Here is a 16,804-nt window from a genome sequence, read left to right as displayed (position 1 = left end):
CCGGGGGCGCCGTGTGACCGTGAAGTAATGCGCGTCACGCTCTCTTTGACGGACGTCACACTCACGACAGGCGCGGCGGATGGCGGCGTCACTAGGCTGGGTCCATGGTCAATCTGACGCGCATCTACACCCGCACCGGCGACAAGGGCACGACGGCCCTGGGCGACATGAGCCGCACCGCCAAGACCGACCTCCGGATCGCGGCCTACGCGGACGCCAACGAGGCCAACGCGGTCATCGGCACCGCGCTCGCGCTGGGCGCTCTGGACGGGGAGGTCGCCGCGGTCCTCACCCGGGTGCAGAACGACCTCTTCGACGTGGGCGCCGACCTCGCCACCCCGGTGGTGGAGAACCCGGAGTACCCGCCGCTGCGGGTGGAGCAGGCGTACGTCGACAAGCTGGAGGCGGACTGCGACCGCTTCCTGGAGCAGCTGGAGAAGCTGCGCTCCTTCATCCTGCCCGGCGGCACGCCCGGCGCGGCCCTGCTGCACCAGGCGTGCACGGTGGTCCGGCGGGCCGAGCGCTCCACCTGGGCGGCCCTGGAGGCGCACGGCGAGACGATGAACCCGCTCGCGGCGACCTACCTCAACCGGCTGTCCGACCTCCTGTTCATCCTGGCCAGGGTGGCCAACAAGGAGGTCGGAGACGTGCTCTGGGTGCCGGGCGGCGAGCGCTAGGCCGCGTCCTCGGGATCGCGCCGGGGGGGCCGGGTGCCTTCCCCGGCGGACCCGGCGTCCCGGTGCGCGCCGCGCGCCGCGAGGCCGGGGGCGTGCTCCGGGTCCCGGGCGGCGGTCGCCTCGGACGCGTCGGAGGCGCCCTCGGGGGCCTTCTTGGGCCAGACCGCGTAGCTGAGGACGATCAGCCCGTGGATGCCGACGATCCGCCAGACGCCGCCGATCGTGGCCTCCAGCTTCGAGGTGTCGCCGGCGTCGCCGACGTACCACACGGCGGCGAGCAGCAGGGCGGCGGCGACGGCGGCGGCCACGACGGAGCCGAGCCAGATCTGCGCCTCGTGCCGGGCGCGGCCCATGCCGTAGCGGGGCGGCCTCACGGGCGGCGGGGCGCCGCCGAAGCGGTGGGCGGCGTGTCCGTCGAGCCACTTCACGGTGCGGTGGCCGTGGCCGACGGTGTAGCCGATGTAGATCGCGGCGAGGCCGTGGCGCCAGGCGGGCTCCGCGCCGCTCTTGAGGTCGATCGCGGTGACGACGAGGAGGAGCACCTCCAGGAGCGGCTCGCAGAGCAGCAGCCCCATGCCCAGTCTCGGCATCCGGAGCACGTAGCGGGCGGTGAGCCCGGCGGCCAGCAGGACCCAGAAGCCCACCTCGCAGACCACGATCATCGTGACGATCACAGCGGTTCCCCTTTCGCTTCCCCCGGCGGGACCCTCCCAGCCTCCCGCGCGGGCGCGGCCGGTTCGTCGTCGCCGGTGAGGAAACGCGCCTACATCGTTCGACGGAGGCGGGGGCGGTACCGGATCGGCCCGGACGTCGAGGCCGGTGGGCCGGAGGGCGTGTTGGATGGGGACGTGACCCTCCCCCGCCCGCACCGCCACGACCTGCTCATCGCCTTCGCCGGCTTCTCCGTCGGCGTGCTGCTGTGGTCGTACGGCCTGTACACCACCGGCGACCGGCTCTTCGACCAGCGCTGGGCGGCGCTGGTGCCGCTGACGGCGATGGCCGCGGCGGAGGCGCTGCGCCGGGTGGCGCCGCAGACGGCCCTGGTCGTGGGCACGCTGGCGATCGTGGGCGACCAGTTCACCCACGGGAACCTGGCCACCGTGCTGATGTTCACGGACGTCGTCTACGCGGCGGTCGTCTACGGCACCCCGGCCCAGGCCCGCCGGATCCCCTACACGACCGCGCTGGTCACCGTCGGCACCACGGTGGCCTTCCTGGTCTGGTGGCAGAACGCCATCGCGCTGCTCGTCGGCGTCATCACCGGCATGATCTCCTTCCTCCCCGCCATCACCGGTTCGATCGTGCGCAACCACCGGGAGGCGGCGGAGTCCGCGCGGCTGCGCGCCGAACAGATCGCGCTGCTCGCCGAGATGGACCGGGCGCAGGCGGTGGCGGCGGAGCGGGCGCGGATGGCGCGGGAGCTGCACGACGTGGTGGCCAACCACCTGTCCGCGATCGCGATCCACTCGACGGCGGCGCTCTCCCTCGACGACCCCGGCACCACCCGGCAGGCGCTCACGGTGATCCGGGAGAACAGCGTGGCGGGGCTCGGGGAGATGCGGCGGCTGATCGGGCTGCTGCGGGAGAGCGGGGCGGAGACCGAGCCGGCCGCGACGGCGACCCTGGCGGGGCTGGACGCGCTGGTGGACCAGGCGCGGACGAACGGTGCGGGGAGCGGGCTGCGCTTCGTCCTGGAGGACGCCCGGCGGGACGGCCCCGGGCTGCCGGCTCCGGTGGAGCTGGCCGCGTACCGGATCGTGCAGGAGTCGCTGACGAACGCGCTCAAGCACGCGGCGCCGGGCGAGGTGCGGGTGGTGCTGGCGCGCGAGGGCGGGGCGCTGCGGGTGACGGTGACGAGCCCGTTCGGGCAGCGGCCGGGGCCGCGGGCGCCGGGATCGGGGGCGGGGCTCGTGGGGATGCGGGAGCGGGTGGCGCTGCTCGACGGGTCCCTGGAGGCCGGTCCGGTGGCGGCCGGCGGGGGCGCCGAGGTGTGGCGGGTGCGGGCGGAGCTGCCCGTGGGAGCGAGCGAGGAGGAGCGGGCATGACGGTGCGGGTGGTGGTGGCCGAGGACCAGAGCGCGGTGCGGGCCGGGCTGGTGCTGATCCTGGGCAGTGCGCCGGACATCGAGGTGGTGGGCGAGGCCGAGGACGGGGAGCGGGCGGTGGAGCTGGCCCGGGAGCTGCGGCCGGACCTGGTGCTGATGGACGTGCAGATGCCCCGGATGGACGGGGTGACGGCGACCGGGCTCGTGGTGGCGGAGGGGCTGGCGGACGTGCTCGTGCTGACCACCTTCGATCTGGACGAGTACGTCTTCGGGGCGCTCCGGGCGGGGGCGTCGGGCTTCCTGCTGAAGAACGCCGAGGCGCGGGAGCTGATCGAGGCGGTGCGGACGGTGGCCCGGGGCGAGGGGCTGATCGCGCCGGCCGTCACCCGCCGGCTGATCGCGGAGTTCGCCTCCCCGTCCCCTCCGGTACGCAGGGATCCCGCGGTCCTCGACGCGCTGACGCCGCGGGAACGGGAGGTGCTGTCGGCGCTGGGGGCCGGGCTGTCCAACGCGGAGGTCGCGGTGCGCCTGGACATGGCGGAGGCGACGGTGAAGACGCACGTCAGCAAGGTGCTGGGGAAGCTCGGTCTGCGCAGTCGGGTCCAAGCGGCAGTACTCGCAAAGGAGTTGGGACTTCACTAACTGCTACCGACGTTGGTCTGGACCTCTTGACGATTGGTCCAGACCTTCCTACGCTCGCGGGGCGCGCGCAACTCTCTCGGACCACCCCCACCCAGAACGTCCGCAACTTGAGGAGCACCGTTGAGCACTCAAGCACCGACGCGCCGAAGAGGTTTCCGGGCACGGGCCGCCGCTGCCCTGACCGCCCTGGCCCTCCCGCTCGCCGCCATGGTCGGTCTCGCCTCCCCCGCGGAAGCCGCCACCTCGGCGACCGCGACCTACACCAAGACCCAGGACTGGGGCTCCGGCTTCGGGGCCAGCTGGACCATCAAGAACACCGGCACCACCACCATCAGCGCCTGGACCCTCGAGTGGGACTACCCCACCGGGACCCGGGTCACCTCCGCGTGGGACGCCACCGTCACCAGCAGCGGCAACCACTGGACCGCCAAGAACGTCGGCTGGAACGGCACCCTCGCCCCCGGCGCCTCCGTCTCCTTCGGCTACAACGGCGCCGGATCCGGCGCCCCCACCGGGTGCAAGATCAACGGCGCCTCCTGCGACGGCTCCACGCCGCCCGGAGACAACCCGCCCTCCGCCCCCGGCACCCCGATCGCCTCGGACATCACCAACACCTCGGTGAAGCTCACGTGGGGCGCGGCCCAGGACGACGTCGCCGTCAAGAACTACGACGTGCTGCGCGACGGTACCAAGGTCACCACCACCACCGCCCTGACCTACACCGACCAGGGCCTCACCGCCGGCACCGACTACACCTACACCGTGGTCGCCCGCGACAGCATCGACCAGACCGGCCCCGCCGCCGGCCCGACGCCGGTCCGCACCACCGGCGGCGACACCCCGCCGCCGCCGAAGGCCGTCAAGCTGGGCTACTTCACCAACTGGGGCGTCTACGGGCGCAACTACCACGTGAAGAACATCGTGACCTCGGGCTCCGCGTCCAAGATCACGCACATCAACTACGCCTTCGGCAACGTCCAGGGCGGCAAGTGCACCATCGGCGACGCCTACGCCGACTACGACAAGGCCTACACCGCCGACCAGTCCGTCGACGGCGTCGCCGACACCTGGGACCAGCCGCTGCGCGGCAACTTCAACCAGCTCCGCAAGCTGAAGAAGGCCTACCCGAACATCAAGGTCCTCTGGTCCTTCGGCGGCTGGACCTGGTCCGGCGGCTTCGGCCAGGCCGTCCAGAACCCCGCCGCCTTCGCGCAGTCCTGCTACGACCTGGTCGAGGACCCGCGCTGGGCCGACGTCTTCGACGGCATCGACCTGGACTGGGAGTACCCGAACGCCTGCGGTCTCACCTGTGACACCAGCGGCGCCGCGTCCTTCAAGAACATGATGCAGGCCATGCGCGCCAAGTTCGGCGCCAACAACCTGGTCACCGCGGCCGTCACGGCCGACGCCTCCACCGGCGGCAAGATCGACGCCGCCGACTACGCGGGCGCCGCGCCGTACTACGACTGGCTCAACGTGATGACGTACGACTTCTTCGGCGCCTGGGCGGCGAAGGGCCCGACGGCCCCGCACTCCCCGCTGACGGCGTACCCCGGCATCCCGCAGGCGGGCTTCAACTCCGCCGAGGCGATCGCCAAGTTCAAGGCCAAGGGCGTCCCGGCCAACAAGCTGCTGCTCGGCATCGGCTTCTACGGCCGCGGCTGGACCGGCGTCACCCAGTCCGCCCCCGGCGGCACGGCGACCGGCCCGGCGACCGGCACCTACGAGCAGGGCATCGAGGACTACAAGGTCCTCAAGGCCACCTGCCCGGCCAACGGCACCATCGCCGGCACCGCCTACGCGCACTGCGGCACCAACTGGTGGAGCTACGACACCCCCGCCACCGTCAACTCCAAGATGAGCTGGGCCAAGAACCAGGGCCTCGGCGGAGCCTTCTTCTGGGAGTTCAGCGGTGACACCACCAACGGCGAGCTGGTCTCCGCGATCAACGGCGGCCTGAGCTAGCGCCCCCGGCACGACGGAGCGGGGGACGGTGCAGCACACCGTCCCCCGCTCTCGTACGTACGCGAAGACTCGGGCCGCGTTCACCCTCCCCCGGACTCCGCCCGGGGGGGGACCCCCATCCCACAGGGGCCGATCAGGCCACGTTCACCCGTTGGCCGGGAGGTGCCGCCTCCAGCCAGGCCATGAAGCCGGTCCGGGCGTCCTCGCTCATCGCGAGCTCCAGGCGGACGCCGTTGTACATGCAGGGCTGGATCACCGAGTCCGACAGGAGCGCCAGCTCCTCCTCGCCCTCCGGCATCCGGCGCTCCAGGGCCACGATGGCCGAGCGCTCCAGGAAACGGCGCGGGCGGGGCGCGTACGAGAAGACCCGGAACCAGGCGATCTCGTCACCGCTGTACCGGGCCACTCCGTACACCCAGCCCTTGCCGGACAGGTCCGGTTCCTCCGGGACGTCCCAGCGCAGCGAACAGTCGAAGGTGCCGCCGGCCCGCTGGATCAGCCTGCGGCGCAAGCCGAAGACGAAGAGTCCGATCACCACCAGTGCGACGACCAGGCCGCACACGAACAGCGCGAGGAACATCTCCACCGACCTCCTCGCTGCGTCCCGTGACCGGCGCCGCCGGCCGAACCGAATACAACCTGCATCTGCATCGCCTCAGCCGCGGCACGGTCCGGAACATTCCGGATCGTGCCGCGGCTGAGGGCACTACTCTTCGGTCGCGGGTCCGCTAGCGGACCGCTACCGCGCGCAACCGGACCTCGGCGCGCCGCTCGGCGGCGGCGTCCTCGCCCGACTTCGCACGCTCCAGCGCGCGCTCGGCGCGCTGGGCGTCGATCTCGTCCGCCAGCTCGGCGATCTCCGCCAGCAGCGACAGCTTGTCGTCGGCGAAGGAGATGAAACCGCCGTGGACGGCGGCCACGACCGTGTCGCCCTCGCTCGTGCGGATGGTCACCGGGCCCGACTCCAGCACACCGAGCAGCGGCTGGTGACCGGGCATGACGCCGATGTCGCCGGAGGTGGTACGCGCGATGACCAGGGTGGCCTCGCCGGACCAGACACTCCGGTCCGCGGCGACCAGCTCGACGTGCAGCTCAGCAGCCAAGGGTGGCTCCTCGGGTCACCACCCGGCGGTGCTGCCGGGTGTTGGGATCAATTCTAAGGGGCGTGGAGAGGAGGGCGGGAACGGCTCCCGCCCCCCTCGGGTGAGCACGGGGCTCAGGAGACGCCGAGCTCCTTGGCGTTCTTCTTGAGGTCCTCGAGACCACCACACATGAAGAAGGCCTGCTCCGGGAAGTGGTCGAACTCTCCGTCGCAGATCGCGTTGAACGCGGCGATCGACTCGTCGAGCGGGACGTCCGAACCGTCCACACCGGTGAACTGCTTGGCGGCGTGGGTGTTCTGCGACAGGAAGCGCTCGACACGACGCGCACGGTGCACGACGAGCTTGTCCTCCTCGCTGAGCTCGTCGATACCGAGGATCGCGATGATGTCCTGGAGGTCCTTGTACTTCTGCAGGATGCCCTTGACGCGCATGGCGGCGTCGTAGTGGTCCTGCGCGATGTAGCGCGGGTCCAGGATCCGGGACGTGGAGTCCAGCGGGTCCACGGCCGGGTAGATGCCCTTCTCGGAGATCGGACGGGAGAGAACCGTCGTCGCGTCGAGGTGGGCGAAGGTGGTCGCCGGCGCCGGGTCGGTGAGGTCGTCGGCGGGGACGTAGATCGCCTGCATCGAGGTGATCGAGTGACCACGGGTCGAGGTGATGCGCTCCTGGAGGAGACCCATCTCGTCGGCCAGGTTCGGCTGGTAGCCCACCGCGGAGGGCATACGGCCGAGCAGGGTCGACACCTCGGAACCGGCCTGGGTGAAGCGGAAGATGTTGTCGATGAAGAACAGCACGTCCTGCTTCTGCACATCGCGGAAGTACTCCGCCATGGTCAGACCGGCGAGGGCCACGCGGAGACGGGTGCCCGGGGGCTCGTCCATCTGGCCGAAGACCAGCGCGGTCTTGTCCAGAACGCCGGACTCTTCCATTTCCGCGATGAGGTCGTTGCCCTCACGGGTGCGCTCGCCGACGCCGGCGAAGACGGAAACGCCCTCGTGCAGCTTGGCCACACGCATGATCATTTCCTGGATCAGAACGGTCTTGCCGACACCGGCGCCACCGAACAGACCGATCTTTCCACCCTTGACGTACGGGGTGAGAAGGTCGACGACCTTCAGGCCGGTCTCGAACATCTCGGTCTTCGACTCGAGGTCCGCGAACGCCGGGGCCTTGCGGTGGATGGACCAGCGCTCGCCGACCTCCGACTCCGCCTCGGGCTCGTTCAGGATCTGGCCCAGCGTGTTGAACACGCGACCCTTGGTGACGTCGCCGACGGGCACCGTGATGCCGTCGCCGGTGTCGACCACGGGGGCCTGGCGGACCAGGCCGTCGGTGGGCTGCATCGAGATGGTGCGGACGACGCCGTCACCCAGGTGCTGCGCGACCTCGAGGGTCAGCGTCTTGAGCGCGCCCTCCTCGGCCGGGTCGGCGACCTGGACGTGCAGGGCGTTGTAGATCTCCGGCATCGCGTCGACGGGGAACTCCACGTCGACGACCGGGCCGATGACCCGGGCGACGCGGCCCGTGGCGGCGGCCGTCTCAACAGTGGTCGTCATTACTTGTCACTCCCCGCGGTCGCGTCGGCCAGGGCTGCGGTGCCACCGACGATCTCGCTGATTTCCTGGGTGATTTCGGCCTGGCGGGCCGCGTTGGCAAGTCGGGAGAGGTTGTTGATCAAGTCTCCCGCGTTGTCGGTCGCCGACTTCATCGCGCGCCGCGTCGCGGCGTGCTTCGACGCCGACGACTGGAGCAGCGCGTTGTAGATGCGGCTCTCGACGTAGCGCGGCAGGAGGGCGTCCAGGACGTCCTCCGCCGACGGCTCGAAGTCGTACAGCGGGCGGAGCGTGTCCGACTCGCCGGCCTCCTTCGCCACCTCGTCGAGGCTGAGGGGCAGCAGCCGGGCCTCGACCGCCGTCTGCGTCATCATCGAGACGAACTCGGTGTAGACGATGTGGAGCTCGTCCACGCCGCCCTCGGCCGTGGCCTTCTCGATCGCCTCGATCAGCGGCTCGCCGACCTTCTTGGCGTCCGCGTACGACGGCTCGTCCGTGAAGCCGGCCCACGTGCCGGCCAGCTTGCGCTCACGGAAGTTGAAGTGCGCGATGCCACGGCGGCCGACGACGTACACGTCGGCCTCCTTGCCCTCGCCCTCAAGCCGCTTGATGAGCTGCTCCGCCGCCTTGATGGCGTTGGAGTTGAAGGCGCCGGCCAGACCGCGGTCGCTCGAGAGGAGCAGGACCGCGGCGCGGGTCGGGTTCTCGGCCTCGGTGGTCAGCGGGTGCTTGTCGTTGGCGCCCGTGGCCACCGCGGTCACCGCGCGGGTGAGCTCGGTGGCGTACGGGGTCGACGCCTGCACCTTGCGCTGAGCCTTGACCACGCGCGAGGCGGCGATCATCTCCATCGCCTTGGTGATCTTCTTCGTCGCGGTGACGGATTTGATGCGACGCTTGTAGACCCGGAGCTGCGCTCCCATGAGTCAGGTCCCTTCCGTCGTCACTTCGAGACGTTGACGGCGGCAGGGGCGTCCTCGCCGAGCAGCTTGCCGTCAGAGGTCTCGAACTGCTTCTTGAACTCCGCGATGGCGTCGGCGACGGACGTCAGGGTGTCGTCCGACATCTTCTTGCCCTCACGGATGGAGGTCATGAGACCCGAGTGGTTCTGGCGGAGGTACGCCAGGAGCTCGGCCTCGAAGCGACGGATGTCGGCGACCGGAACGTCGTCCATCTTGCCGGTGGTGCCGGCCCAGACCGAGACGACCTGGTTCTCCGTGGGCATCGGCTGGTACTGAGCCTGCTTGAGCAGCTCGACCATCCGCTGACCGCGCTCCAGCTGCGCCTTCGAGGCCGCGTCCAGGTCGGAACCGAAGGCCGCGAAGGCCTCCAGCTCACGGAACTGGGCGAGGTCCACGCGGAGGCGACCGGCGATCTGCTTCATGGCCGGGTGCTGGGCGGAGCCACCGACGCGGGAGACCGAGATACCGACGTTCAGGGCCGGGCGCTGGCCGGCGTTGAACAGGTCGGACTCCAGGAAGCACTGGCCGTCGGTGATGGAGATGACGTTGGTCGGGATGAACGCCGAGACGTCGTTCGCCTTGGTCTCGACGATCGGCAGACCGGTCATCGAGCCGGCACCCAGGTCGTCCGAGAGCTTGGCGCAGCGCTCGAGCAGACGGGAGTGCAGGTAGAAGACGTCGCCCGGGTAGGCCTCGCGGCCCGGCGGACGGCGCAGCAGCAGCGACACGGCGCGGTAGGCGTCGGCCTGCTTCGACAGGTCGTCGAAGATGATCAGGACGTGCTTGCCGTCGTACATCCAGTGCTGGCCGATGGCCGAGCCGGTGTACGGGGCGAGGTACTTGAAGCCGGCCGGGTCGGACGCGGGGGCGGCGACGATCGTCGTGTACTCGAGCGCGCCGGCCTCCTCCAGGGCGCCGCGCACGGACGCGATGGTGGAGCCCTTCTGGCCGATGGCGACGTAGATGCAGCGGACCTGCTTGTTCACGTCGCCCGAGCGCCAGTTGTCGCGCTGGTTGATGATCGTGTCGACGGCCAGGGCGGTCTTGCCCGTCTGGCGGTCGCCGATGATCAGCTGGCGCTGGCCGCGGCCGACCGGGGTCATGGCGTCGACGGCCTTGTAGCCGGTCTCCATCGGCTCGTGCACCGACTTACGGGCCATGACGCCCGGGGCCTGCAGCTCGAGGGCGCGGCGGCCCTCGGTCGCGATCTCGCCGAGACCGTCGATCGGGTTGCCGAGCGGGTCGACGACGCGACCCAGGTATCCCTCACCGACGCCGACGGAGAGGACCTCGCCGGTGCGCTGCACCGACTGCCCCTCCTCGATGCCGCTGAACTCGCCGAGAACGATCGCACCGATCTCGCGCTCTTCGAGGTTCAGCGCGAGACCGAGGGTGCCGTCCTCGAACTTCAGCAGCTCGTTCGCCATGGCCGAGGGAAGACCCTCGACCTTCGCGATGCCGTCGCCGGCCAGGCTGACCGTGCCGACCTCCTCGCGCGAGGCCGCGTCCGGCTGGTACGACTGGACGAAGGTCTCCAGTGCGTCCCGGATCTCCTCCGGCCGGATCGTGAGCTCCGCCATCTGGGTTCCCTGCTCTCCTTGTTGGGCCCGAAGTTTCTTAAGGGGTCTGGGGGCCGACCCCCAGGAATCTTCTGCAATCTCTGCACGGCCCAACCGGGCCGCTGTGATGCGTGTTGTGTTGCCGGCGGCTGCTGCCGTCAGCCGGCCAGCCGCCGCTTGGCCTCGTCGAGGCGCTCGGCGACCGTGCCGTCGATGACCTCGTCGCCGACCCGCACCGTGATCCCGCCGAGGACCGCGGGGTCCACGTCCAGGTTCAGGTGCATCGCACGGCCGTACAGCTTCGCCAGCGCGGCGCCGAGGCGCTGCTTCTGCTGGTCGGTGAGCGGCACTGCCGAGGTGACGACCGCGACCATCCGGTCCCGGCGCGCCGCGGCGAGCTTGGACAGGGACTCGAGTCCCGCTTCCAGGCTACGTCCCCGGGGCTGGGTCACCAGACGGACGACCAGGCGCTCGGTGGTGGTGTGGGCCTTTCCGCCGAGCAGGCTGCGGAGCAGCTCGCCCTTGGCGGCGGCCTTGGCGGACTTGTCCGTCAGCGCGGAGCGGAGCTCGGTGCTGGAGGACACGATCCGGCCGAACCGGAAAAGCTCGTCCTCGACGCCGTCGAGGGCGCCCGCCTTCTGGGCCGCGGTGAGGTCGGCGGTGTTCGCCAGCTCCTCGACCGAGTCGACCAGGTCGCGCGAGCGCGACCAGCGGGAGCGGACCATGCCCGAGACCAGATCGACGGTCTCCCCGCCCACCTGGCCGGTCAGGAGTCGCTGCGCGAGCTCGGCCTTGGCCTCACCCGACTGCGCGGGGTCGGTCAGAACCCGGCGCAGCGACACCTCGCGGTCCAGCAGGACGGTGACTGCGGCCAGCTCGTCCGCCAGCTTCGTCGCGTCGACCGAGGTGTTGTCGGTCAGTGCGTCGAGGGACTCGCGGGCGGCAGCCAGTGCCTCACGGCTCGCTCCGTTCATCGGACGGCCTCAGCCTTCTCCTCGAGCTCATCGAGGAAGCGGTCGATCGTGCGGCTCTGGCGGGCGGCGTCCTCGAGGGACTCGCCGACCAGCTTGCCGGCCAGGTCGGTGGCGAGCTTGCCGACGTCCTGGCGCAGCGAGGCGGCCGCGGCCTTGCGGTCGGCCTCGATCTGCGAGTGACCGGCGGCGATGATCTCCTCGCGCTGACGCTGACCCTCCGCCTTCATCTCCTGGATGATCGCGGTGCCCTGCTCCGTCGCCTCCTGGCGGAGACGCGCGGCCTCGTGGCGGGCCTCGGCAAGCTGTGCCTTGTACTGCTCCAGCACACTCTTAGCCTCGATCTGGGCCGACTCGGCCTTCTCGATGCCACCCTCGATGGCCTCGCGGCGCTCGACCAGAACCTTGTTGATGTTCGGGAGGAGCTTCTTGGCGAGGAAGCCGAAGACGATGACGAAGGCGATCAGGCCGATGACGAGCTCGTCAAGATGCGGGAGGAGGGGGGGCTGGGGCTCCCCCTCGGCCGCAAGAAGCAGAGCGTTCACATCAGTGCCTTCCGTGAAAATGTGGCTGTCGTCGAGAAGCAGGCTTAGTAGACGAAGCCCATGACGATGCCGATGAGGGCGAGCGCCTCACAGAAGGCGAAACCCATGATCTGGTTGGTACGGATCAGGCCGGCCGCCTCGGGCTGGCGGGCGAGGGCCTGGGTGCCGTTACCGAAGATGATGCCGACGCCGACGCCGGGGCCGATCGCGGCGAGGCCGTAACCGATGGCGGCGACGTTGCCTTCGACAGCAGCAAGGGTCTGGAGAGCGGACATGCCGGTTCTTCCTTCTCTTTCAAGGACCCGGTGGGGGTTGGCCACCGGAGACTGCGGGGTGGGTGGTGGAGCTGGTCCGTGGCAGGGGGCTCAGTGGTGCTCGGAGAGCGCGCCCTGGACGTAGCTGCAGGCCAGGAGGACGAAGACGTACGCCTGGACGGCCTGGATGAAGAGCTCGAAGGCGGTCATCACGAGGACCATCACGAAGGACGTGGCCGCGTAGACGACACCGATGCCGTTGAGCAGGTACCAGGAGGCCAGCGAGAACATCACGATCAGCAGGTGACCGGCGAACATGTTCGCGAACAGTCGGACCGCGTGCGTGAAGGGCCGGATGATCAGGTTCGAGAAGAACTCGAGGACGACGACCAGCGGCAGGATCGGGCCGAGGGACTTGTCCCAGCCGACGATGTTCTTCCATCCGCCGACGAAGCCGTGCTTCTTGAAGGTCAGCGACACCCAGAGCACGTACACGATCAGCGCGAGGGCCGCCGGGAAGGCGATCAGCGAGGTGACCGGGAACTGGGCCAGCGGGATGATCGACCAGAGGTTCATCATCCAGACGAGGAAGAACATCGACACCATGAAGGGGACGTACTTCTCGCCGTCCTTCTTGCCGATGATCTCGTAGACGATGCCGCGGCGCACGAAGTCGTAACCGGCCTCGCCGACCATCTGCATCTTGCCCGGAACCAGCTGGGGCTTGCGGAAGGCCGCCCAGAAGAAACCGACCACCACGATGGAGCTGAGAACCGCGAGCAGCATGGGCTTGGTCAGCTCGAAGCTGCCCCACGTCGCGATCGGCTCGTAGATGAACGTGTGCAGGCCCGGAGCCGGGAAGCCGCATCCGGTGAAGATGTGGCAATCCGGGTCGAAGGCAAGCGTCTGGTCAGCACTCACCGCGGGCTCCTTCAGCGTGGCGCATAGGTACGGCAACCTCGTTGTGTCGGCGCGGCGCACAGCCGCGGGTCGGCACTGGACTGGTCTTACGGATAAGGGGGCGGCGGTTCGGCATCGAGCCTCGCGCTGGGACAGGCGCCGCTTCGGATGCCCGCGCCCGCAATGCCGCAGTTGGCACCGGACGATAGCAGGAAGCCGAACGCGCCTTTATCCCGGCCCTACCCTTCACGACTTCGAACCCGTTTTCTCGGGCTCGACGTACGCGATCTTGGCCTTCATGTAGGCACGGGCCTGGGCCGCGACCCACACCACGGTCGCCGCGAGCAGCGTGAAGGCGAAGGCCTTGAAGTCGAACACCGTGGTGCCCTTCAGCAAGGCCAGGAACACGAAGAGAACCAGCAGCTGGGTCGTGTAGAGCAAGAGCCCCATGGCCTGGAACAGCTGCGGAAGTTTCTTTGCCGTCCGCTGGAGCACCAGCATCCCGATGCCCATGAAGAGGAGCACGACCAGGGTGCCGAGCACGGCGCCGATCGCCCCCTTCCCGCCGGCGACGACTCCGCTGATCACCGTGGCGATGGCGCCGACGGCTGCAGTGGGTACGACGGCCGAGAGAAGAAGGCGTGCGTCGGTGGAAGGCATGGCGGTGTCTCCGCTTGCTGGAGGGGGCGATGGTGTCGTCAGGGACGAGCGTAAGCCCGGTCCGAGGTGGGTCTCGGGGCCAACAGACCGTCGCACTACGGTCTTTCGGCACTGGCGCCGGGTCTCGTGAACCGTATCACAAACTATTTGAATAGGTCTTTACTCAGGGGGTGTGCCAACTGTCACACATGAGGGTTACAACGCGCGGTTGTGCGCGACAGCGGGGCGCCTTGTCTGGTATTGGGCTCCGCTGAGGCATTTCACGACCGTCCTCGACGGACCGTCAACCGCGCGTGCCGGCCTTCCTCCGGTCGGAGAAGCGCGAGCGGTGACCGATGGCCGTCGAGCCGTGCAGACCGGCCGGCACCGGCACCCGCTCCCCCTCGTCCGCCACCGCGGCGTGCTCCGGCTCCGGCTCCGGCACGGAGGCCGCTCCGCGGCGCCGGTAGCGCGGCGGGACGACGGCCTCGGCCCAGCGGGGCGCCCGCGGCGAGAAGCGCGGCAGCAGGAGCAGGACGAGCCCGAGGGCGCTCAGCGCCGTGACGGCCAGCACGATCCACATCGACGTCGAGTGGACCGAGTACGCGAGCGTGCCGAAGGCGATCAGCGCCGACCAGAAGTACATGATCAGCACCGCCCGGCTGTGCGAGTGGCCGATCTCCAGGAGCCGGTGGTGCAGGTGGCCGCGGTCGGCGGCGAAGGGCGACTGGCCCTTCCAGGTGCGCCGCACGATCGCCAGGACCAGGTCGGTCATCGGGATCGCGATGATGGTCAGCGGCAGGATCAGCGGGATGAAGACCGGCAGGGCCGCGTGGGTCGCCTCACGGGTCGAGCCCTCGAAGATCTTCAGGGTGTCGGGGTCGACCTGACCGGTGATGGAGATGGCGGACGCCGCCAGGATCAGGCCGATCAGCATCGAGCCGGAGTCGCCCATGAAGATCCGCGCGGGGTGCATGTTGTGCGGCAGGAAGCCCAGGCACATGCCCATGAGGATCGCGGCGAAGAGGGTCGCGGGGGCCGCCGCCTCGATCGTGTAGCCGTACCAGAGCCGGTACGCGTACAGGAAGAAGGCGCCGGTGGCGATGCAGACCATGCCCGCGGCGAGGCCGTCGAGGCCGTCGACGAAGTTGACCGCGTTGATCGTCAGGACGACCAGGGCGACCGTGAGCAGGGTGCCCTGCCACTGGGTCAGCGCGACCGTGCCGACGCCGGGGATCGGCAGCCAGAGGATCGTCAGACCCTGCGCCACCATCACGCCCGCCGAGATCATCTGGGCGCCCAGCTTGATCAGCGCGTCCAGCTCGAACTTGTCGTCCAGGACGCCGATCAGCCAGATCAGCGCGGCGCCGGAGAGCAGTGCCCGCGGCTCGTTCGACTGGTCGAAGACGCTGTTGAGGTTCTGGAGGTGGTCGGCGACGAGCAGCCCCGCGCACAGCCCGAAGAACATGGCGATGCCACCGAGCCGCGGAGTCGGTTCTCGGTGCACGTCGCGCGCGCGGATCTCGGGCATCGCGCCGGTCGCGATGGCGAACTTCCGCACCGGACCGGTCAGCAGATAGGTCACCGCGGCCGTGACACAGAGCGTCAGCAGGTAATCACGCACGGGCTGTCCCCACAGGAATCGCTGGCCATCTCAGCCCCACACCCTAGCCGGGCCGTCACCGTGGTTGGAGACACCAGGGGTCCCGGAACGGTTCCGGTCGCCCCGCGACCGCCTTCCGTTCACCGTCCATACGGGGGAAAACTCCTGGTCAGCTCCTGTACCTCGGCCCGTACCCGAGCCGTCTCCTCCGGTTCTCCGCGCAGCGCCGCGGTGAACAGCGCGGCGATCGTGGCCATCTCCGGGGCACCCATCCCCTGGGTGGTGACCGCCGCGGTGCCGAGCCGGAGCCCCCGCCCGTCCCCGTGGGGGAGGGCGCAGGTGTCCAGGACCAGCCCGGCGGCGGAGAGGCGGGCGCGCGCGGTGCGCCCGTCGACGCCCAGCGGCGAGGGGTCGGCGGTGATCAGGTGGGTGTCGGTGCCGCCGGTGGTGAGGGCGAGGCCCTCGGCGGAGAGCGCGGCCGCGAGCACCCGCGCGTGTTCCACCACACGATGGGCGTACGCGGTGAAGACCGGGGTGGACGCCTCCCCCAGGGCGACCGCCTTCGCGGCGATGGTGTGCATCTGGGCGCCGCCCTGCGTGAAGGGGAAGACCGCCCGGTCCACCCGCTCGGCCAGCTCCGCCGTGCACAGCACCATCCCGCCGCGCGGGCCGCGCAGCACCTTGTGGGTGGTGGCGCAGACGACGTCGGCGTACGGGACCGGGTTCGGCGCCGCTCCCCCGGCGACCAGCCCGATGGGGTGGGCGGCGTCGGCGATCAGATAGGCGCCCACCTCGTCCGCGACGGCCCGGAAGAGGGCGTAGTCGGGATGGCGGGGGTAGGAGATCGAGCCGCAGACGATCGCCTTCGGGCGGTGGTGGCGGGCGAGCGCGGCGAGCTGCTCGTAGTCGATCAGCCCGGTCTCGGCGTCGACGCCGTAGGGGACGAAGTCGAACCAGCGGCCGGAGAAGTTGGCCGGGGAACCGTGGGTGAGGTGCCCGCCGTGGCCGAGGCCCATCGCGAGGACCGTGTCACCGGGCCTGAGAAGGGCCGCGTACGCCGCCAGGACGGCCGAGGAGCCCGAGTGCGGCTGCAGGTTCGCATGATCGGCTCCGAAGAGCGCGGTGGCCCGTTCGACGGCGATCCGCTCCGCCGCGTCGGCGTACTCGCAGCCGCCGTGGTGCCGGGCGCCCGGATACCCCTCGGCGTACTTGTTGGCGAGCGGCGAGCCGAGCGTCGCGAGCACCGCCGGCGAGGTGAAGTTCTCGGCCGCGATCAGCTGGAGCGTCTCGGCCTGCCGGCGGGCCTCCCCGAGCAGCACGTCGGCGATCTCCGGATCCTGCCGCCGCAGGACGTCGAGGACCTCTTCGGGGGGCGCGCTGACCGACATGG

17 protein-coding genes are annotated in these 16,804 nt (G+C 70.1%); 4 read left to right on the top strand and 13 right to left on the bottom strand.

Annotated elements, in window-relative coordinates:
• The first annotated feature begins 104 nt into the window (after positions 1–104).
• The gene (locus IE287_RS06655) at positions 105–677 is read left to right on the top strand and encodes a cob(I)yrinic acid a,c-diamide adenosyltransferase (RefSeq protein ID WP_189847957.1); all 573 of its coding nucleotides are present in this window, start codon (positions 105–107) and stop codon (positions 675–677) included.
• Here IE287_RS06655 and IE287_RS06650 read toward each other — a convergent pair.
• Positions 674–1,351, bottom strand: a complete 678-nt coding sequence (locus IE287_RS06650) for a hypothetical protein (protein ID WP_229883313.1) — start codon at positions 1,349–1,351, stop codon at positions 674–676. The two genes, IE287_RS06655 and IE287_RS06650, sit on opposite strands and share 4 nt — an antisense overlap.
• A gap of 174 nt (positions 1,352–1,525) precedes the next feature.
• Between IE287_RS06650 and IE287_RS06645 the strand changes: the two genes are divergently transcribed.
• From IE287_RS06645 to IE287_RS06635, 3 genes are all read left to right on the top strand, one after another.
• Positions 1,526–2,722, top strand: a complete 1,197-nt coding sequence (locus IE287_RS06645; protein ID WP_189847956.1) for a sensor histidine kinase — start codon at positions 1,526–1,528, stop codon at positions 2,720–2,722.
• Positions 2,719–3,363 carry a response regulator gene (locus IE287_RS06640; RefSeq protein ID WP_189847955.1) on the top strand — a complete coding sequence of 215 codons (645 nt, stop codon included), beginning with the start codon at positions 2,719–2,721 and terminating at the stop codon, positions 3,361–3,363. The genes IE287_RS06645 and IE287_RS06640 overlap by 4 nt, the downstream gene beginning before the upstream one ends.
• Before the next feature lie 120 nt (positions 3,364–3,483).
• Complete coding sequence (locus IE287_RS06635) at positions 3,484–5,328, top strand: glycoside hydrolase family 18 chitinase (protein WP_506004965.1); 1,845 nt, start codon at positions 3,484–3,486, stop codon at positions 5,326–5,328.
• Between the two features lie 133 nt (positions 5,329–5,461).
• Here the strand turns inward: IE287_RS06635 and IE287_RS06630 are convergent, their stop codons facing one another.
• The 12 genes from IE287_RS06630 to glyA all read right to left on the bottom strand — a co-directional run bounded on the left by IE287_RS06630 (position 5,462) and on the right by glyA (position 16,802).
• Positions 5,462–5,908, bottom strand: a complete 447-nt coding sequence (locus tag IE287_RS06630) for a DUF2550 domain-containing protein (protein WP_043219714.1) — start codon at positions 5,906–5,908, stop codon at positions 5,462–5,464.
• 148 nt (positions 5,909–6,056) lie between these two features.
• Entirely contained in the window at positions 6,057–6,431 is a 375-nt protein-coding gene (locus tag IE287_RS06625; protein ID WP_189847953.1) for a F0F1 ATP synthase subunit epsilon, read from the bottom strand.
• 113 nt (positions 6,432–6,544) lie between these two features.
• Positions 6,545–7,987, bottom strand: a complete 1,443-nt coding sequence (gene atpD / locus IE287_RS06620; protein WP_189847952.1) for a F0F1 ATP synthase subunit beta — start codon at positions 7,985–7,987, stop codon at positions 6,545–6,547.
• Complete coding sequence (locus IE287_RS06615) at positions 7,987–8,904, bottom strand: F0F1 ATP synthase subunit gamma (RefSeq protein ID WP_189847951.1); 918 nt, start codon at positions 8,902–8,904, stop codon at positions 7,987–7,989. Before IE287_RS06615 ends, atpD begins: the two co-directional genes overlap by 1 nt.
• A 20-nt stretch (positions 8,905–8,924) precedes the next feature.
• Positions 8,925–10,523: a F0F1 ATP synthase subunit alpha gene (gene atpA / locus IE287_RS06610; protein ID WP_189847950.1), complete on the bottom strand. Its 1,599-nt coding sequence runs from the start codon at positions 10,521–10,523 to the stop codon at positions 8,925–8,927.
• Positions 10,524–10,660: 137 nt separating this feature from the next.
• The gene (locus tag IE287_RS06605; protein WP_189847949.1) at positions 10,661–11,476 is read right to left on the bottom strand and encodes a F0F1 ATP synthase subunit delta; all 816 of its coding nucleotides are present in this window, start codon (positions 11,474–11,476) and stop codon (positions 10,661–10,663) included.
• Positions 11,473–12,018, bottom strand: a complete 546-nt coding sequence (locus IE287_RS06600; protein WP_189847948.1) for a F0F1 ATP synthase subunit B — start codon at positions 12,016–12,018, stop codon at positions 11,473–11,475. Before IE287_RS06600 ends, IE287_RS06605 begins: the two co-directional genes overlap by 4 nt.
• Positions 12,019–12,062: 44 nt before the next feature.
• Positions 12,063–12,293, bottom strand: coding sequence for an ATP synthase F0 subunit C (gene atpE / locus IE287_RS06595; RefSeq protein ID WP_006346597.1), 231 nt, complete (start codon positions 12,291–12,293; stop codon positions 12,063–12,065).
• 90 nt (positions 12,294–12,383) lie between these two features.
• Positions 12,384–13,193 carry a F0F1 ATP synthase subunit A gene (gene atpB, locus IE287_RS06590; protein ID WP_189847947.1) on the bottom strand — a complete coding sequence of 270 codons (810 nt, stop codon included), beginning with the start codon at positions 13,191–13,193 and terminating at the stop codon, positions 12,384–12,386.
• Between the two features lie 225 nt (positions 13,194–13,418).
• Entirely contained in the window at positions 13,419–13,832 is a 414-nt protein-coding gene (locus tag IE287_RS06585; RefSeq protein ID WP_189847946.1) for a Cg1360 family ATP-synthase-associated protein, read from the bottom strand.
• Between the two features lie 283 nt (positions 13,833–14,115).
• On the bottom strand, positions 14,116–15,435 hold the full coding sequence (locus IE287_RS06580) for an MraY family glycosyltransferase (RefSeq protein WP_189847945.1): 1,320 nt from the start codon (positions 15,433–15,435) through the stop codon (positions 14,116–14,118).
• Positions 15,436–15,554: 119 nt separating this feature from the next.
• Positions 15,555–16,802 (bottom strand): serine hydroxymethyltransferase, encoded by a 1,248-nt coding sequence (gene glyA, locus IE287_RS06575; RefSeq protein WP_189847944.1) that lies wholly within the window; start codon positions 16,800–16,802, stop codon positions 15,555–15,557.
• Positions 16,803–16,804: the final 2 nt, after the last annotated feature.

Source organism: Streptomyces omiyaensis (assembly GCF_014650895.1).
Classification (GTDB): Bacteria; Actinomycetota; Actinomycetes; order Streptomycetales; family Streptomycetaceae; genus Streptomyces; species Streptomyces omiyaensis.
The sequence above is the reverse complement of the archived record's forward strand: the minus strand, read 5'-3'. Positions and strand labels throughout refer to the sequence as shown.

Coding starts and splice junctions, on each gene's coding strand:
- IE287_RS06655 (WP_189847957.1), top strand. CDS start 105: ATGGTCAATCTGACGCGCATCTACACCCGCACCGGCGACAAGGGCACG.
- IE287_RS06640 (WP_189847955.1), top strand. CDS start 2,719: ATGACGGTGCGGGTGGTGGTGGCCGAGGACCAGAGCGCGGTGCGGGCC.
- IE287_RS06630 (WP_043219714.1), bottom strand. CDS start 5,908: ATGTTCCTCGCGCTGTTCGTGTGCGGCCTGGTCGTCGCACTGGTGGTG.
- atpD (WP_189847952.1), bottom strand. CDS start 7,987: ATGACGACCACTGTTGAGACGGCCGCCGCCACGGGCCGCGTCGCCCGG.
- IE287_RS06615 (WP_189847951.1), bottom strand. CDS start 8,904: ATGGGAGCGCAGCTCCGGGTCTACAAGCGTCGCATCAAATCCGTCACC.
- atpA (WP_189847950.1), bottom strand. CDS start 10,523: ATGGCGGAGCTCACGATCCGGCCGGAGGAGATCCGGGACGCACTGGAG.
- IE287_RS06605 (WP_189847949.1), bottom strand. CDS start 11,476: ATGAACGGAGCGAGCCGTGAGGCACTGGCTGCCGCCCGCGAGTCCCTC.
- atpE (WP_006346597.1), bottom strand. CDS start 12,293: ATGTCCGCTCTCCAGACCCTTGCTGCTGTCGAAGGCAACGTCGCCGCC.
- IE287_RS06585 (WP_189847946.1), bottom strand. CDS start 13,832: ATGCCTTCCACCGACGCACGCCTTCTTCTCTCGGCCGTCGTACCCACT.
- glyA (WP_189847944.1), bottom strand. CDS start 16,802: ATGTCGGTCAGCGCGCCCCCCGAAGAGGTCCTCGACGTCCTGCGGCGG.